This window comes from Stagnihabitans sp. (assembly GCF_964946895.1).
Genome location: NZ_CBBQHX010000002.1, coordinates 23426 through 39569, shown reverse-complemented (window position 1 = coordinate 39569; position 16144 = coordinate 23426). Strand labels below are relative to the sequence as shown.

Sequence of the window (16144 nt, the reverse complement as noted above, 5' to 3'; positions counted from 1 at the left end):
GGTCCAGGGGGGCTGAAAGCCCCCCGGCCTTGGCGGCCGCAGGCCCCTATCGCCCGGTCGCCACCTGAAACACCGCACCCTCCAGCGCCGCCGTCACGGTGATCTGACAGGTCAACCGGCTGTTGTCCTGCGGGTTATGCCCGTTGAACTCGATCGTATCCGCCTCATCCGGCCTCGGCGCGGGCAAAGCCCCCTCCGCCGCCGAGATCACATAGCAATGGCACGTCGCGCACATCGCCGACCCGCCGCATTCCGCCACGATCCCGCGTACGCCAAGATTGCGGGCGGCGATCATCAGCGGTTCGCCCACCTTCGCCTCGACCACCCGCCGCGTGCCGCCCTCTTCGATGAAGGTCACTTGCACCATAATCGTCTCCTCAGATGAACTGCCGGCCGCCGTCGATGATCATCGTCTGCCCGGTCATGAAGGCCGAGTGTGGTGAGGCCAGATACAGCGCCCCGCCCACGATATCCCCCGCCTCGATCGGCCGCTTGATCGCCGCGCGGTCCACGCCATACGCCCGCGCGTTGTCGATCAACCCCAGGCTCGCCTCGGTCATGGTGAAGCCCGGCGCCAGCACGTTGACCCGGATGTCATCGCGCCCCAGTTCCTTCGCCATCACCCGGCTCATCGCAATCACCGCCCCCTTGGAGGCCACATAATGCATCCACTGCGCCGAGCCGGAGAACACCGTCGCCGAGGCGATGTTGATGATCGACCCGCCCCCCGCCGCTTTCAGCAGCGGCGCACAAAACCGGCTCGCCTGCCACACACCCTTGACGTTGACCGCCATGACGCGGTCCCAGACCTCTTCGTCAATCTCTTCGAAATTCGCCCGCTGCAACCCGCCATACAGCGCCGCATTGTTGATCAGCACATCCAGCCCGCCCATATCGGCCTCAGCCCGCTCGGCCAAAGCTTTGCAGCTGGCGGCAGAGGTCACGTCCAGCACGCAGCCAAACCCCTCCGCCCCCTCGGCCCTGATCTGCGCAACCGTCTCGGCCACGTCCGCCACATCCCCCACCAGCACCTTCGCCCCCGCTTTGGCAAAGGCCAGCGCAAAGGCCCGGCCCAAGCCGCCCGCAGCACCCGTCACGATCACGCGTTTGCCCGCCAGCCCAAGGTCCGTCATCATGGCTCCAGATATTCAGAAAGCGATTGTTCGGCGCGCAGCGAGGCGGTGAAGCCCTCGGCCATCGCACGCCCCGGTGCGGTCAAAAGGCGCGGGTTCGAAACGACCGAGACCATCTCGATATATTCCGCGACACTCCAGCCATACCAGCCCCGGATCACGCCCATCCCATGCGGCGTGGTGCGCCAGCCCTTGTCCGAGTCCTTGACCACCGCATCCTCAAGCGACTTGGCATGGCGGGTCGTGTCATGCCCGTCAATGATCGCCAGAACCGCCGCGATATCCACGCCTTCGGGCCGATGCCGTTCCAGAATTTCCCGCGCAATCTCAACGCCGTATTCCTCATGCGCCCGCACCAGATCGGGACGCGAGGGGTTCTTGCCAATCGCCTCCAGCAGCAAGTCCTGGGGGACCTTCTTCCAGCCCACGTCATGCAGCAGGATCGCCGGCAGAACCACGCTTTCGCGCGCCTCGGGCAGTTCCTTCAGCAGCATCTTGGCCACGCCGTAAGCGACCAACGTATGCTCGTCATTGTTGCGCACATCCAGATAGGGGCGCGCATCCCGCCACAACGGAAGGTCGCGAGGGCTCAGAAGGCTCACTTCGGCACCTCGTAGCTCAGGTACATGGTCTTGTATTCCAGATAGCTTTCCACCCCGTACCGCCCCTTCTCCCGCCCGACACCGCTTTCCTTGACCCCGCCAAACGGCTCGTAGTGCGATGACCTTTGGATGTCGTTCAACCAAACCGACCCCGCCTCCATCCCTTCGCACAGCGTCAGGCCACGGGCCAGATCGCGGGTAAAGACAAAGCCCGCCAGCCCATAGCGGTTGTCATTGGCAAAGCGCAGCGCAGCCCAAGGGTCATCCACCGGGCAGATCCCCAGCACCGGACCGAAGGTTTCCTCGGTCAAGACCAGCATCTCATGCGTCGCATCGGCAATCAGCGTCGGCTGATAATAGAACCCACCATCAAACCCCGGCCCCGTCTGCCGCTGCCCGCCGCACAGCACCCGCGCCCCCTTGGCCCGCGCATCATCGACCTGCAAGGCGCTGTTGGCATAGATCTTCTCATTCACCAGCGGCCCCAGATCACCCTCTCCGCCAGCCGGAGCCAAGGTAAACCGCTGCACCCGCGCCAGCAGCTTCTCAAGGAAGGCGTCATAGACCAAACGGTCCACATAAATCCGGTTCACCCGATAGCAAAACTGCCCCGAATTGGCGAAGCCATGCCGCGCAATCGCCTCTGCCGCCTTGTCGATATCGGCATCGGCACAGATGATCGCCGCCGACTGCCCGCCCAGCTCCAGCGTCACCCGCTTCATCGTCTGCACCGCCGCCGCCGCAATCGCCTTGCCCGCCGTCGTCCCCCCGGTAAAGGCCACCTTGCGCGGGATCGGATGGTTCACCATCGCATCCCCAATTGCCCGCCCCGCCCCGGTGACCACGTTGAACACGCCCGCAGGCAAGCCATTGCGATAAAACAACTCCGCCAGCATCAGCGTTGAAAGCGGCGTATCCGCCGAGGGCTTGGCCACCACCGTACAGCCCGCCACCAAAGCTGCCCCCAGCTTGAACATCAGCAGATTCAGCGGGTAGTTGAACGGCGTGATCGCCACCACCACCCCCACCGGATCCCGCGTCACCACGGTCTTTTCACCCACACCAGCCGAGGTCATGGTAGACTGCACCCGCAGCCCCTCCTCGGCATAAATATCCAGCAAATCCGCTGCCCGGTTCACCTCTTGCAGACAGGCCGCCAAAGGCCGCCCCAACTCCCGATGCAGCGCCATCCCCACCGCGTCCGAGGCCCCCCGCATCGCCTGCGCCAACCGCTTCTGCAACTTCACCCGCTCCGCCATCGGCACCCGCCGCCAGCTTTCAAAGGCCCGCGCTGCGGACCGGATCGCAATATCCGCATCCTCCGCCGTCCCCTGCGGCACGGTATCAAACACCTCACCTGACCGAGGGTCCGTCACCGGCTGCACAGCCCCCGAAACCGAGGGCACGAAAGCCCCCTCAATGAACATCAGCATCGCGGCCCCCTAGATCACATCCACTTTCAACGCCTTGCGCGTCACCGCCAAAGCCGCCGTGGCCATCGCCCGCCCCGGTTCCGTCTCAAACTTCGGCAGGATGGCTTCGTTGCGGTCACACTGCTGGCGCGGCGTCTCGCCAAACCAGTCGCATCCGACCGCAATCCCCGTCACCTCATAGCGCCACAGCTTGTCCGCATCCCGCACGATCCGGTCGTTCAGATGCCGGGGCTCCGCCCGCGTGTCATGCCCGTCGATGATCTCGCAGACCTGCGCTATCACCGCTTCATCCCACCCCGTCGCCCGCAGCACTTCCGTCCCCAGCCGCACCCCCTCGGCTTCATGCCGATACCGCACGTCTGACGTCAGGATATTCGCACTCCGAAACCCCTGCTCGATGATCTCCGCCATGTCGATCGACCACCAGCCGATGTCATGCAGCAGGATTGCCAGCAGACACACATCCCGGTCCGCTTCCGGAAAATGCTCCAGCAGCTTCACGCACCAGTCAAACGACAGCGGAATATGCACGTCATTCTTGCGCGCCCGCATATAGGGTTCAGCCGCGCGCCAGACCGGGTCGTAGCGCGAGATGTCATCGGTCTGAGTCATCAGTGGATTCCGTCTGCAGGTCTGTCGCCGGGGCGGGCGCGATTTATCGCGCCCGCCCCTTTGGGTTTAGTCCAGAATGGTCACGGTCCCGGTATTCCCATCGACCCGCAGCCGCATCCCGGTCTTGATCTTGGCGGACGCGGTGCCGGTGCCCGTCACCGCAGGCAGCCCGTATTCCCGGCAGACAATGGCCGCATGGCTCATCATCCCGCCGATATCCGTCACCGCCGCCGCGATCTTGCCGAAGACCGGAGCCCAGGACGGCGCCGTCACCGGCGTCACCAGAATCTCGCCCTTCTGCAGTTCCCCAAGCTGGTCCGGAGAGCGCAGAACCCGCGCGATCCCCTCGACCACGCCCTGCGACGCTGCCATCCCCTTCAGCCCGCCAGTATCATCCGAAGCCCCAACCCAACGCTGGATCGCATCCGAGGTGATGCCCCACAGCATGATGGTGAAGGGTTCCGAGATGACTTCCGGCGGCTCATTCAGCGCCGGCAGCGGCGGCTGGCTGCCCAAAGCGGTGACCAAAGCCCGCCTGCGCGCCACCTCAGCCGGCCAGATCGCGCTGCCCACATTCTGTGTCCCAATCGCCCACGACGCACCGTAGTCCCACAGCACATCCCGTACTTCATTGCGCGACAGGTAGAACATCCCGTCCTCGTCCGGCCAGAAGCCAGCGCCCTGCAACAGCTTGGACAGCTCCCGCGCCTTGCGCCAGAAGACGCCCAAGGCCCAGTGCTCGATATAGAAGTTGTGATCCTCGACATAGGGAAACACCGTCCGCGCCAGACCCAGCTTGCCGTCAAAGACAGCCTGAGCCTCTTCGTCCATCATGTCGCGGTATTCTTCCGTAATCCGGTCGCGTTCGGCCAGCAGCCGTTCCGTCGGCCGTTCAATCCGCTCACCAGCCTTCGCCCGCGGGATATAGTCGCGCAGGTAGGACAGCGGGATGTCCAGATGGTCGATCCAGTATTTGTCCGTCGAATAGAAGCCGTTGCCGGAGGTGAAGTTGAACCACGGGTCCTTCGCCGCCTCCCAAGCCGCCAGCCACTTCGCGCCATTGGCCAAAGCACCAACTGCCGCCAAAGCCTCGTCCACCGAGCCGCTCAACAGCGCATCATCGACGCCCAGCTCCACCGCCAGCCGCGCCAGCTTCTTGATCTCGTCATCCGGGCGGAACAGTTCGCTGTCCACGCCCTGCACCATCTTGGCAATGGCCTGATCCGGAATCGTCGGGAACTGCGACTTCACGAAGCCGAAGAAGTCCAGATAGGCCGCATAGCCAAGGTTCAGGAATTCAAAGTGGTACTGCCACGTCTTGTAAGACAGCTCGATCAGCTTGTCATAGGCCTCGAAAATCGCGTTGGTGTTGTCCAGCCCCCGGCCTTCCTTCACCCATTCCAGCGGCACCACATCCGGCAGCGTGCTGAACGAGATCGCATTCATCTGCGCGATCATATCAGCGACCTTGACCTTCCAGTTCGCCAGCAGGTCGTTCCAGTTGCCGAAGTAATGCCCCGCCCGCTCCAGGAAATGCGGAATCCGCGCTTCAATATCCTGCGGTGCCACGGCAACCGGCGAGAAGTACACGAACCCGTTCAGGATGCGGTAATCAATCCCATTCGCCGGCGGCACCAGCAGGTGACGCGAGTTATACTGCCCCAGGCACTTGATCGCGAAATCCAGAAAGATCACGTCAAACGGCCGCAGCGGTGTCGGCCAGTGCTGCGAGTTGCAGAACCAGAACTTCGCGTCATCCTCCGCACGGCGGCTCGGCTGGAATTGCGTGTAATAGGGGTAAAGGCCCTCCCAGCCCTCTGCCCCTTTCGGCGGTTTCACGTCGAAGGCGCTGGGGAACAGCGATACTTTGGCGTCCATGTTTCGTTTCCTCCCTGAGAATTTTGTTATTTTACTGTCAGCGCCGCACGGGCATCGCCGTGGTCAAGGTGCCGACGATGCCCATCATGCCGGTGGCATAGGTCTTCTTCGGCTCGTCCTTCTTCTTCTGGCTCCAGATCGTTTCGGGGCGGCTTTGCAGGGCCAGCAGGTTCTCCCCGTCGGCCAAGTCCGCATCAATCGCCCATTCCACATCTTGCGGGCATTTGTTCTGCTTTTCCAGCCGCTTGGCAAGCCGCGCCACCGCCAGAATCTCGGCATCGGTCAGGCACTGAACGCGGCGACGCGCCTCGTCGACCTCACGCTCCACCGCCTCGCCCAGAACAGCATCCCCAACCAGTTCAACATGCTTGTCAGAGATGACGCGCTTGATGATCTGCTCCATCACCTTTTCAACGGTGTAGTTGTCCGGCGTCACAACACCCGACACGACCATTTCCCCCAAGCCCCACGAGGCATCAATCACAATCTTGGTCCGGTCGCCGTTCAGCGGGTCCAGTGACATCGCCACCCCCGCCGCCCGCGCATTCACCATCTTCTGCACGCCCACCGACATCAGCACATCGGCATGGACAATGCGGTTCTTCTCCCGATAGGCCACAGCGCGGGTGGTATAAAGCGAGGCCCAGCAATCACGCACCTTCTCCAGCACGTCCTCAATCCCGCGCACCCACAGGTAAGTGTCCTGCTGCCCGGCAAAAGACGCATCCGGCATATCCTCTGCGGTGGCCGAGGACCGGACCGCCACCGGAATATCCCCCATCTTGGCATAGGCGGCACGGATTTCGGCCTCTACCGCCTCGGGCAACTTGTGGCTGCGGATGCGGATGCGGATCGCCTGCGCGGCCCGGTCGATGCTGTCCAGATCATAGGGGTCCACCCCCGTCATATGCCGTTCAATCTCGGCCCGCAGACCATGAGAGTCCAGCATCGCCGCATAGGCATCCGTCGTCACGGCAAAGCCCGGTGGCACGGCCACGCCAGCCTGCGTCATCTGCCCAAGCGAGGCGCATTTGCCTCCCACCCGCGCATGGTCCGCCGTGCCGATGACACTGAAATCGAGGGTATAAAGGCTCATTGATCCCACTCCACCAGAACCGAATTGGGCACCCGGAAGCCCAGATTGCGATGATATTCCGCCGTAAACCCCGGCGCCAAGCGCAGGCTGGGGAACCGGTCCGACAACTGCTTCAGCAGCGACCCTGCCTCCATCTTCGCCAGCTGGAAGCCCAGGCAATAATGAATGCCGTAGCCAAAGCTCAGATGCGTCCGCGCATTCTCGCGGCGGATGTCCAGCTTCTCCCCAGCCGGGAAGTGGCTCTCATCCCGGTTGGCCGACCCCGTGATCATCAGCACTTCCGCCCCCGCAGGCAGGTCCACGCCCCCCACAGTCGTCGCGTGCCGTGCCTTGCGCCGCCACCCCACGACCGAGGGCATATACCGCAGCATCTCCTCCACCGCGTTCGGGATCAGGCTGGCATCCGCCTTGATCATGTCCCAAGCCTCACGGTTGTCCATCATGGTCAGCACATAATTGCCCATGAAGGTCGAGGTCGTCTCGTGGCCTGCAAACAGCGTCGAATACAGAACCCCGGCAATCTCCTCATCCGTGATATCCGCCCCCTCCGCCTGCAAGCGCAGCAGATCGGACGGGAAATCATCCCCCGGATTGGCCCGCCGCATCGCCAAAAGATCGTGGATGTATTTCCAGTACGCCACCATGTCATGCGCAATGGCCACCTGTTCCTCATCCGAGGGATCGCCCCAGGTCATCTTGCCCCGGCTGGCGCCATATTGCTTGATCTTCGGCACATCTTCATCCGGAATGCCCATCAGGGTGAACAGCACGTAAGCGGGAACCGGATAGGCCACGACCTCCCAGAAGTTCACCGGACCTTTGCCCGCCGCCGCCTCCAAAGCATCCAGATGGCGGGCCACAATCGTCTCGATCTGCGGCGCAATCGACTTGAAGCGGCGCGGCCCAAAGCAGCTTTGCGCCACCTTCCGAATCCGCGTGTGGTCCGGCGGCACCCGCGCCGTCAGCCCCGAATAGGCGGTGAACCCGCCCTCCTTCAGCACCTTCCGCGCCGCATCACACATCGCCCTTGCGGGCTTCTGCGCGTTCTCGGAACTGAAGGTCTGCCAGTCGTCGAAGATCGCCTTGATGTCGTCATAGCGCGAGACGATCCAGTACCCGGTCTCCTCGTGGAAGAAGATCGGCTCATCCTCGCGGAACGCTTTCCAGCGGGCATGCGGGCTGTTGAGGTCGAAGGGATCATACCCTTCAGACGGCTTGACGCCGTTGAAATCCTTCATGGTCGTTTCCTCCCGTGGTGGGCCAAATCCGGGGTCAGGTGGCGCGTGCAGCCCTGACCCTCTTTCGAATCAGGGTAAGGCCAATGGCTTTGGTTTTTCTTTGGCGTTTTCGGCAAATCTCACCTCGGCTTCGACAGGTCGCGATAAAGCGCCATGATTTCAGGACCTTCCGTTGCGCCGATTGTCGCCAAGGCCTGCCGGTACTGGCGGAACTGCCGGTGCATCGCATCGACGCGCCCCTGCGCCACGAAGATCTTCATGGCCTCGGCATTGGCCCCTTCCGAGGCCGGATCAATCGCCAAGGCCTTCATGCAATGCTCCAGCGCCTCCCGCGTCCGCTGCGACCGCATCAGCACTTTCGAGAAGTCGTACTGCAACTTCAACGCCATTTCCCGCAGCCAGATCCGGCGCGGCATGCACCAGTCCTCCTGCTCGGACTGGACATATTCCAGCGGCAGATCCTCGAACAGATCGCCGGTGTAAAGCTGCTCGGCGGCGGCATAGATACGCAAGGCCGCCTCATCCTCGCCGCGCTTGTACAAGGACAGACCCCGGCGGCAGAGCTGTTCAAACGTGTCGATGTCGATCCAGCTGCCGCGCGGCGGGCTGAGGCGGTAATATTCCCCCATCCGCACCACGCCCCCGGCATCTCCCAAGGTCTTGCGCAGCATCGCCACCGTGTGATGCAGCCGCGTGCGCTTGGTATCCTCCGACCCATCCTCGGGCCACAGCAATTCCCCAATCCGGTCGGCATGCGCCCCCTTTTCGCCGCTTTGCAAAAGGTAGGCGAACAGCGTCCGCGTCTTCTTCGGCGCCCCGCCCTGCAGCCGCCAATCCACCGCCCGGTTACCGATGAAAACCTGCAAATGACCCAGACAATGGATATGCCAGCGCGCCGCCCCCGGCTGCGCGCCCAACAGCGCCCTTGGCTTGGCCAGCCACGACGGCGTGGCCCCGCGCGCATGCATCTGCCCGGTCCTCCGCCTTGCCCGCAGGCTGGCATAATCCGGCACCACGCGGCCCAGCATGTACGACAACTGGTCATCCAGCAGCGCACCATCCAGCAAGTCCGCCGGGATCCAGTACGGGTTGTCATGCAGCCCCGAGGGCGCCAGAAACTGCCGATGCGCCCGGAACGCCGCCTGCATCTGCTCCTCGATGGTCAGGTCCTGGTTGTAGATGCTGACCACCGGCCGCCCCAAATCACGCGCCAGCCGGTCTGCCACGGCGCCCCAGCTTTCCAGACTGGTGGCGCCCTGCAAATTCGCCACCGCCCAGCCCATATCCACCACCAGCCCGCCCGCGCTTTCTGCCAGCCTTGGCCGCAGCCGGGCGAAAACCTCTTCGGGGTCAACCGGCGCATGATCCAGCGCGGTCTCATCCACCGGCAGCCGACACGCCGCCGGGATCGCGGGCAGCAAGTCCGGATCGTCGGTCAGCAACACCGCTGTGCCCAGATCCAGCACGCAGTCCAGCGAGGTGGTCAGGAATTCCGCGTCATCCGTGTCGTAAAACAGCGCCGCGTTGATCTCGGTCGGCGGGGGCAGGGCGGTCATGGCAGACTCCGCAAGGGGCAGGGGCCAGCTTAGCCCCGGGCGCGCCGGATGCCAAAGAAAAACCAAAGACCCAAAGACTAGATTGATTCGCAAGCCCCGGCACAGGGGCCGGGAGGGTCTTTCAAAGTCTGCAAGGGTGGCATCCGCCGACCGGCTGTGACCTGTGGTCGCAGCGGGGCCTTGCATCGCTTCAAAGCCGCCTCCGCAAACGGGATCAGGCTGCATATGACAGAAGGGTCGACATTCGATTACGTGATCGTCGGGGCAGGGTCCTCGGGCGCCGTTCTGGCCAATCGCCTGTCCGCCGACCCCAAACTGACCGTCTGCCTGATCGAGGCGGGGCCGCCCGACCGCAGCCCCCTGATCAACATCCCCCTCGGCGTGATGTGGCTGTCAAAAGACCCCAGGCACAACTGGCTCTACGCCTCCACCCCGCAAACCGCGCTGGATGGCCGCAAAGTCTCGATCCCGCGTGGCAAGGTGCTGGGCGGCAGTTCCGCCATCAACGGCATGATCTATATCCGCGGCCACAAGGCCGATTACGACGCCTGGGCCGCAGCGGGCTGCGAAGGCTGGGACTACGAGACCCTGCTGCCCTACTTCAAACGCTCCGAGGCGAACCGCAATGCCGCCCTTGACCCCACCTATCACGGCACCGATGGCCCGCTGACCGTGTCCGACCTTCAGGACCCCAACCTCATCGACCGCGATTTCATCGCCGCCGCAGGCGACCTGCAACTGCGCCCCTGCGCCGATTTCAACGCCCCGGAACCTGAAGGCATGGGCCTCTACCAAGTCACGCAAAAGGACGGCAAACGCCACTCCACCGCCCGCGCCTTCCTGACACCGGTGAAATCCCGCCCCAACCTCACCCTCCTGACCCATGCCGAAGTCCACCACCTCAACCTGACCGAGGCCACCGCCACCGGCGTCACCCTGCGCCACAACGGCCAGACCCGCACCCTGCACGCCCGGGCCGAGGTGATCCTGTCCGCCGGCGCCATAGGCTCCCCCGACATCCTGCTGCGCTCCGGCATCGGTCCCGCCGCCCAGATCACCGCCGCAGGTGGCACGCCGCAGCACGACCTGCCCGGCGTCGGCCAGAACCTGCAAGACCATGTCGACGTCATGGTGATCTGCCAAAGCCGCTCCACCACGCCCTACGGCATCAGCCTGAAGGCCCTGCCGCGACTGGCCCTCGACGCCCTGCGCTGGATCACCACCCACCGGGGCATGTTGTCCTCGAACATGGTGGAAGCGGGCGGCTTCGTCCGCTCGCAACCCTCCGAACCGCGCCCCGACATCCAGTTCCACATCATCCCCGGCCGCAAAAGCCACCGGGGCCGCATGGTGGAATACGGCCACGGCGTCAGCCTGCACACCTGCGTCCTGCGCCCCGAAAGCCGGGGCTCGGTCACCCGCAGCCGCCCAGAAGGCCCGCCTGACATCGACCTTGGCCTTCTGACCGCGCCAAACGACATGGCCCGCCTGATGCGCGGCGTCCGCCTTGCCCGCGCCATCCTCGCCCAGACCCCAATGGCCCGCCACGGCCTGACCGAGGTCATCCCCGGCCCCACCGCCCAGTCCGACGACGCCCTTCGCGCCTATATCCGCGCCAATGCCCGCACCGTCTACCACCCGGTCGGCACCTGCGCGATGGGCACCGGCCCGCAGGCCGTGGTCGACCCGCGCCTCAAGGTTCACGGGGTGAAACGCCTGCGCGTCGTGGATGCCTCGATCATGCCAAACATTGTATCGGGAAACACCAACGCCCCCGCGATCATGATCGCGGAAAAGGCGGCCGACATGATCCTTGAGGACCGAAAACGGACCCAAGGCTGACCAAAGGGCCAGCAAAAGGCCTGACAGCAAGAAAACTGCAACGGAGGAGGAAAGAATGGAACTGAAGAAAGGGCTTATGGCGCTCATCGCCATGGGGATCATGGCGATCGCAGGCCAAGCCTCGGCTGCCGTCACCTGCGGGGCCACCACCGGGCAACCGGCCACCGGCGCGCCCATCGTCATCGGCGGCATCTTTGCCAACGGCGCGCCGGGCGACTGGTCGTCCTCGACCGACGCGGCAGCGGCCTATTTCGCCTGCGTCAACGCCAACGGCGGCATCAATGGCCGCCCCATCGACTACCGCGTCGAAAACGACCAATGGGCGCCGGAAGCGGCGGCTCAGGCGGCGGCAAAGCTGGTGAACGACGACAAGGCCGTGGCCCTTGTCGGCAACGGTTCCTTCATCGAAATGGCCGTCAACGCCAAGACCTACAAGGACGCCGGCATCATGGTCATGGCCTCGGCCTGCGCCATTTCCGAGTGCTTTGAATCCTCCAACATCGTTTCCACCAACGAAGGCCCGCTGCCCTCCGACCTCGGCGCCGCCGAATATGCGCAGGCCACCTTGGGCGCCAAGAACGTGGCCTGCATCGGCCTGAACATCCCCGACAACGGTGTGTGGTCCTGCCAGGCCGTCATCGACATGATGACCAAGCGCGGCGGCACCGGCTCCATGGCCATGCTGAACCCCGGCGCGCCCGACGTGAACTCGGCCCTGCTGGAGGCCGTGGCCTCCGGGGCTGACACCATCCTGCTGAACCTGCCCTCGGGCCTTGCCATCGCCGTCCTGAAAGCCGCGCAAGAGCAGAACCTGCGCGACAGCTACAACTGGATTGCGCCGACCACGATGTATGACCTGTCCGTGCCTGCCGCGATTGGCGACTATTGGGACGGCAAGCTCTATGTGCAGGCCGAACTGGCCCCGGTTTCGGTCAACGGCCCGGATGCGCAAAACTGGGTCGCCGTGATGGACGCCTTCGGCAAGAAGACTGACCCGCGCGACACGTTCAGCCAATCCGGCTATCTCGCTGCCGAGTTCTTCACCAAGGCCGCCTTGGCCATGGACCCCAAAGACCTCGACGACCGCGCCAAGGTTGCCGCCGCGATCAAGGGCATCGTCGGCTACAAGTCTGATCTGATGTGCGGCCCCTACTATGTCGGCGATGCTGATTTCCACATGCCCAACCACGCGGGCTATGTCGTCAAGGTCAGCAAGGGCGGCTACGAGATCGTCCAGAACTGCACCGAGTATGAAAGCGATTACTTCGCCCGCCACATCGACCTCGAAAAGAAACTGGGCCTTCGCTAAAACCTGCGTCAGCCCGGTCGGCTGACCCAGCCAAATATCCCCGCGCCAGCCGCTTGCCCGGCTGGCGCACCCCTGTCCCGGACATGGTGCCATGACCAGAACCTCGCTTATCAACTGGGCGCTTTATATCGCCCTGATGGCCGCCACCCTGCTGTGGCTGGCCTGGGGCAAACCGCTCGCCGTCGCCGGTATGTTCATCACCGCGGGCCTCGCGGTCGGCTCGCTTTACGCGCTTGGCGGCATCGGCATGGTCGTCCTGTTCCGCGCCTCGGGTGTCCTCAACTTCTCCTCCGGAGCCGCCGGCGCCGCAGGTGCCATGACCGCATGGCAGATCACCCAATGGGGCTTCTGGCCCCCCCTTGCGTGGCTCTCCTGCATCATGGTCGCCCTGATCCTGACGCTGGCCTATGGCCGCTTCATTGCCCCCCTGCTGGCCTACCGCGAAACCGTTGTCAAAGCCGTGGCCACCCTCGGCTTTGCCCTGATCCTCCTCGGCCTCGTCTCCTACAGCTGGCCCGATGACCCGCGCTCGCTTGGCTTGCCCACCGATTCCATCGGCCTCACCCTTCTCGGCCTCAAGGTCACCGGCACCCGCGTGCTGGCCTTCGCGGCTTCGGTCGCCATCTGCATCGGCATCTATGCCTTCCTCGGCCGCACCGAAATTGGCCTGCAAATGCGCGCTGTGGCGAATGACCGAGACCTCTCGGCCCTCCTCGGCATCCCGATCCTGAAGGTGGAAACCATCGCTTGGGCCATCGCAGGCCTTCTGGCCGGCTTCACCGGCCTGATGTTCGCCAATCTGATCCGCCTTGAACCCGTGGTCATCACCTTCATGGTCATCCCCTCCATCGCCGCCGCCCTCTCGGGCCGGCTTGACAACCTCGGCCTCGTCCTGATCGGCGGCCTGTCTATGGGCGTCATTGAATCCATGCTGACCCTCTCCCCCACCCTCAAAGGCGTCCGCCCCATCGCCCCCTTCGTCATCGCGGCCCTCGTTCTCCTCTACAATCAGCGCGGCAGCCGCCTCCTCTTCGCAGGCCGCTCCTGATGGACCGCTCCCTCTTCCGCATCACCCCCTCGGGCGCCGCAGGCCTGATCCTCGCCGCCGCAGCCTTCACCATCCTGCCCGCAATCGCAGGATCGTACTGGATGAGCGTGCTGACCTCCGCCGCCTGCTTCACCATGGCCGCCGCCGGTGTCGCCTTCATGTACGCCCGCCTCGGCATGGTCTCCCTCACCCAAGTCGGCCTGATGGGCATCGGCGGCTGGGTCACCCTGCGCCTGAACTACGCCTTCAATTTCCCGTTCGAGGTCAACCTGATCCTCGCCGCCCTCGCCACCATGGTCTTCGGCTGGCTCCTCGCCCTGCCAGCTCTGCGCATGCGCGGCCTCTACCTCGCCCTCGTCACCCTGATGGCCGCCGGCGGGCTCGAGATCCTCTTCTCCACCTTCCAGTTCCCCAATGGCGGCACCGGTTTTTGGGGCGTGAAGATCGGCTCCACCGACCCCTTCCGCGGCCCCCTGCTCGCCCAGACCCCCGAAGCCTTCCTGCGCTACGTCATCCTCATGACCACCCTCGGCTTCCTCTTGATCGAGGCGCACCGCCGCACCGCCCCCGGCCGCGCCTGGGCCCTGATCCGCAAGTCCGAGGCCGCCGCGATGGCCGCCGGCGTCAACGTCACGCTCTACAAAACCTGGGCCTTCGGCATCGCAGGCCTGCTGGCGGGCGCGTCCGGCGCATTGCTGGCGGCAAGCCTCGGCCTGTTGGACGATGGCACCTTCCGCTCCCCCGAAAGCATACTCCTCTTCGCCCTCGCCGTGGTGGGCGGCGCGCGCTACTGGCTCGGCCCCGTCATCGCCGCCTTCCTCTACCGCATCCTGCCCGCACTCCTCTCCACCTGGGGCGTCAACGCCGACCTCGCCTATGTCATCTTCGGCGTGGGCCTCCTCCACGCCCTGATCACCGCCCCCAACGGCATCGCGGGCCAGATCTTCGACGCCGCCCGCGCCCTGACCCATAGGGGCACCAAATGATCGAAATCGACCAGGTCCTCGTCCGTTTCGGCGGCGTCATCGCCCTGAACGCCATCACGGCAACCTTCACCGCCCCGATCGGCGGCATCATCGGCCCGAACGGTGCCGGCAAAACCACCCTGATGAACGTCATCTCCGGCTTCGTCACCGCCAAAGGCGGCCGCGTCGTGGTGAACGGCCAGAACATCCTGACCCACCCCCCGCACAAACGCGCCCACTTGGGCCTGCGCCGCTCCTTCCAGAAAGAGCAGATCGCCGACGACCTGACCGTCCTTGAAAACGTCCTCGTCCAACTCGACCACCGCCTCGGCGGCCTCTCCGCCAAACGGGCCGAGGCCGAAAAGATGCTGGCCCTCGTCGGCCTGAAAGACCGCGCCCATAAACCCGGCGCGCTCCTCTCCGGCTACGAACGCCGCCTCACCGACATGGCCCGCTGCCTCGTCGGCGACCCCAAGCTCATCCTCTTCGACGAACCCGCCGGCGGCCTCTCGGTCGAGGAAACCCACCGCCTCGGCGACCTGATCCTTGGCATCCACGCCCTCACCGGCGCGCAAACCCTCGTCATCGACCACGATGTCGAGCTGATCTCCCGCGTCTGCACCGAAACCCTCGTCCTCGACTTCGGCCGCCGCATCGCCTTCGGCCCCACCGCGCAAGTCCTCGCCGATCCCAAAGTCAAAGCCGCCTACCTCGGCACCGAGGATATCGCATGACCCTCACCGTCCAGAACCTTTCCGTCACCGACGGCACCCGCACCCTCCTGTCCGGCGTCTCCCTCTCCATAGAACCCGGTCAGGTCACCGCCGTCATCGGCGCCAACGGTGCCGGCAAATCCGAACTCGTCCTCGCCCTCGCAGGCTTGCTGCCGATCAGTGCCGGCACCGTCACCCTCGACGGCCAACCATTGAAACCCACCCCCGAAGCCATCCGCCGCGCAGGGATTGCCGCCGTCCCCGAGGGCCACCGCGTCCTCACCATGCTGTCCGTCGACGATAACCTCCGCGCCGCAGGCGCCCTGATGGGCACCAAAGCCCAAGCCCAACTCGCCCATGTCTACGCCACCTTCCCCGAACTGGCCGAGCGTAAACCCCAACTCGCCGGCACCCTCTCCGGCGGTCAGCAACAGATGCTCGCCCTGGGCCACGCCCTGATGTGCGCCCCCCGCTACCTCCTGATTGACGAGATGTCCCTGGGCCTCGCCCCCCTCATCGTCAAACGCCTGCTCTCCGTCGTCACCACCCTGAAATCCCAAGGCGTGGGCATCCTCCTGATCGAGCAGTTCACCGACCTCGCCCTGTCCATCGCCGAAACCGCCGTCGTCCTGCGCTCGGGCAAAATGCGCTCTTCCGGCCCCGCCGCAGCCCTGATCGCCGACAAAACCCTCCTGCAAAACGCCTACTTCGGAGTCTGA

At 64.6% G+C, this 16144-nt stretch carries 15 protein-coding genes; 6 read left to right on the top strand and 9 right to left on the bottom strand.

The genetic code is table 11. The features are described 5' to 3' along the window. Nucleotides 1-46 precede the first annotated feature (46 nt). The 9 genes from AC1Y2B_RS01725 to AC1Y2B_RS01685 form a co-directional block, all read right to left on the bottom strand. Nucleotides 47-367 carry a 2Fe-2S iron-sulfur cluster-binding protein gene (locus tag AC1Y2B_RS01725; RefSeq protein ID WP_482251320.1) on the bottom strand — a complete coding sequence of 107 codons (321 nt, stop codon included), beginning with the start codon at nt 365-367 and terminating at the stop codon, nt 47-49. 10 nt (nt 368-377) lie between these two features. Then, entirely contained in the window at nt 378-1133 is a 756-nt protein-coding gene (locus AC1Y2B_RS01720) for an SDR family NAD(P)-dependent oxidoreductase (RefSeq protein ID WP_482251319.1), read from the bottom strand. Then, the gene (locus AC1Y2B_RS01715) at nt 1133-1735 is read right to left on the bottom strand and encodes an HD domain-containing protein (protein ID WP_482251318.1); all 603 of its coding nucleotides are present in this window, start codon (nt 1733-1735) and stop codon (nt 1133-1135) included. Before AC1Y2B_RS01715 ends, AC1Y2B_RS01720 begins: the two co-directional genes overlap by 1 nt. After that, the gene (locus AC1Y2B_RS01710) at nt 1732-3168 is read right to left on the bottom strand and encodes an aldehyde dehydrogenase family protein (RefSeq protein WP_482251317.1); all 1437 of its coding nucleotides are present in this window, start codon (nt 3166-3168) and stop codon (nt 1732-1734) included. Before AC1Y2B_RS01710 ends, AC1Y2B_RS01715 begins: the two co-directional genes overlap by 4 nt. 9 nt (nt 3169-3177) lie before the next feature. Beyond that, nucleotides 3178-3780 (bottom strand): HD domain-containing protein, encoded by a 603-nt coding sequence (locus AC1Y2B_RS01705; protein ID WP_482251316.1) that lies wholly within the window; start codon nt 3778-3780, stop codon nt 3178-3180. A 66-nt stretch (nt 3781-3846) separates the two neighbouring features. Beyond that, nucleotides 3847-5658, bottom strand: a complete 1812-nt coding sequence (locus tag AC1Y2B_RS01700) for a PEP-utilizing enzyme (protein ID WP_482251315.1) — start codon at nt 5656-5658, stop codon at nt 3847-3849. Between the two features lie 37 nt (nt 5659-5695). Further along, nucleotides 5696-6754 (bottom strand): PEP/pyruvate-binding domain-containing protein, encoded by a 1059-nt coding sequence (locus tag AC1Y2B_RS01695; RefSeq protein ID WP_482251314.1) that lies wholly within the window; start codon nt 6752-6754, stop codon nt 5696-5698. Continuing rightward, nucleotides 6751-7992, bottom strand: a complete 1242-nt coding sequence (locus AC1Y2B_RS01690; protein WP_482251313.1) for a cytochrome P450 — start codon at nt 7990-7992, stop codon at nt 6751-6753. The genes AC1Y2B_RS01695 and AC1Y2B_RS01690 overlap by 4 nt, the downstream gene beginning before the upstream one ends. Before the next feature lie 119 nt (nt 7993-8111). Next, entirely contained in the window at nt 8112-9548 is a 1437-nt protein-coding gene (locus tag AC1Y2B_RS01685; RefSeq protein WP_482251312.1) for an AfsR/SARP family transcriptional regulator, read from the bottom strand. Nucleotides 9549-9773: 225 nt separating this feature from the next. Between AC1Y2B_RS01685 and AC1Y2B_RS01680 the strand changes: the two genes are divergently transcribed. The 6 genes from AC1Y2B_RS01680 to AC1Y2B_RS01655 all read left to right on the top strand — a co-directional run bounded on the left by AC1Y2B_RS01680 (nt 9774) and on the right by AC1Y2B_RS01655 (nt 16144). Then, nucleotides 9774-11390, top strand: coding sequence for a GMC family oxidoreductase (locus AC1Y2B_RS01680; protein ID WP_482251311.1), 1617 nt, complete (start codon nt 9774-9776; stop codon nt 11388-11390). A gap of 55 nt (nt 11391-11445) precedes the next feature. Next, nucleotides 11446-12699, top strand: coding sequence for an ABC transporter substrate-binding protein (locus tag AC1Y2B_RS01675; RefSeq protein WP_482251310.1), 1254 nt, complete (start codon nt 11446-11448; stop codon nt 12697-12699). A 91-nt stretch (nt 12700-12790) separates the two neighbouring features. Further along, complete coding sequence (locus tag AC1Y2B_RS01670; protein WP_482251309.1) at nt 12791-13747, top strand: branched-chain amino acid ABC transporter permease; 957 nt, start codon at nt 12791-12793, stop codon at nt 13745-13747. Continuing rightward, nucleotides 13747-14733: a branched-chain amino acid ABC transporter permease gene (locus AC1Y2B_RS01665; protein WP_482251308.1), complete on the top strand. Its 987-nt coding sequence runs from the start codon at nt 13747-13749 to the stop codon at nt 14731-14733. The genes AC1Y2B_RS01670 and AC1Y2B_RS01665 overlap by 1 nt, the downstream gene beginning before the upstream one ends. Continuing rightward, the gene (locus AC1Y2B_RS01660; RefSeq protein WP_482251307.1) at nt 14730-15446 is read left to right on the top strand and encodes an ABC transporter ATP-binding protein; all 717 of its coding nucleotides are present in this window, start codon (nt 14730-14732) and stop codon (nt 15444-15446) included. Before AC1Y2B_RS01665 ends, AC1Y2B_RS01660 begins: the two co-directional genes overlap by 4 nt. Next, complete coding sequence (locus AC1Y2B_RS01655) at nt 15443-16144, top strand: ABC transporter ATP-binding protein (RefSeq protein ID WP_482251306.1); 702 nt, start codon at nt 15443-15445, stop codon at nt 16142-16144. Before AC1Y2B_RS01660 ends, AC1Y2B_RS01655 begins: the two co-directional genes overlap by 4 nt.

Excerpts from the sequence above, each read along its gene's own strand:
- AC1Y2B_RS01725 (WP_482251320.1), bottom strand. The coding sequence starts at position 367 with ATGGTGCAAGTGACCTTCATCGAAGAGGGCGGCACGCGGCGGGTGGTC.
- AC1Y2B_RS01720 (WP_482251319.1), bottom strand. The coding sequence starts at position 1,133 with ATGACGGACCTTGGGCTGGCGGGCAAACGCGTGATCGTGACGGGTGCT.
- AC1Y2B_RS01710 (WP_482251317.1), bottom strand. The coding sequence starts at position 3,168 with ATGCTGATGTTCATTGAGGGGGCTTTCGTGCCCTCGGTTTCGGGGGCT.
- AC1Y2B_RS01705 (WP_482251316.1), bottom strand. The coding sequence starts at position 3,780 with ATGACTCAGACCGATGACATCTCGCGCTACGACCCGGTCTGGCGCGCG.
- AC1Y2B_RS01700 (WP_482251315.1), bottom strand. The coding sequence starts at position 5,658 with ATGGACGCCAAAGTATCGCTGTTCCCCAGCGCCTTCGACGTGAAACCG.
- AC1Y2B_RS01695 (WP_482251314.1), bottom strand. The coding sequence starts at position 6,754 with ATGAGCCTTTATACCCTCGATTTCAGTGTCATCGGCACGGCGGACCAT.
- AC1Y2B_RS01690 (WP_482251313.1), bottom strand. The coding sequence starts at position 7,992 with ATGAAGGATTTCAACGGCGTCAAGCCGTCTGAAGGGTATGATCCCTTC.
- AC1Y2B_RS01685 (WP_482251312.1), bottom strand. The coding sequence starts at position 9,548 with ATGACCGCCCTGCCCCCGCCGACCGAGATCAACGCGGCGCTGTTTTAC.
- AC1Y2B_RS01680 (WP_482251311.1), top strand. The coding sequence starts at position 9,774 with ATGACAGAAGGGTCGACATTCGATTACGTGATCGTCGGGGCAGGGTCC.
- AC1Y2B_RS01675 (WP_482251310.1), top strand. The coding sequence starts at position 11,446 with ATGGAACTGAAGAAAGGGCTTATGGCGCTCATCGCCATGGGGATCATG.
- AC1Y2B_RS01670 (WP_482251309.1), top strand. The coding sequence starts at position 12,791 with ATGACCAGAACCTCGCTTATCAACTGGGCGCTTTATATCGCCCTGATG.
- AC1Y2B_RS01665 (WP_482251308.1), top strand. The coding sequence starts at position 13,747 with ATGGACCGCTCCCTCTTCCGCATCACCCCCTCGGGCGCCGCAGGCCTG.
- AC1Y2B_RS01660 (WP_482251307.1), top strand. The coding sequence starts at position 14,730 with ATGATCGAAATCGACCAGGTCCTCGTCCGTTTCGGCGGCGTCATCGCC.
- AC1Y2B_RS01655 (WP_482251306.1), top strand. The coding sequence starts at position 15,443 with ATGACCCTCACCGTCCAGAACCTTTCCGTCACCGACGGCACCCGCACC.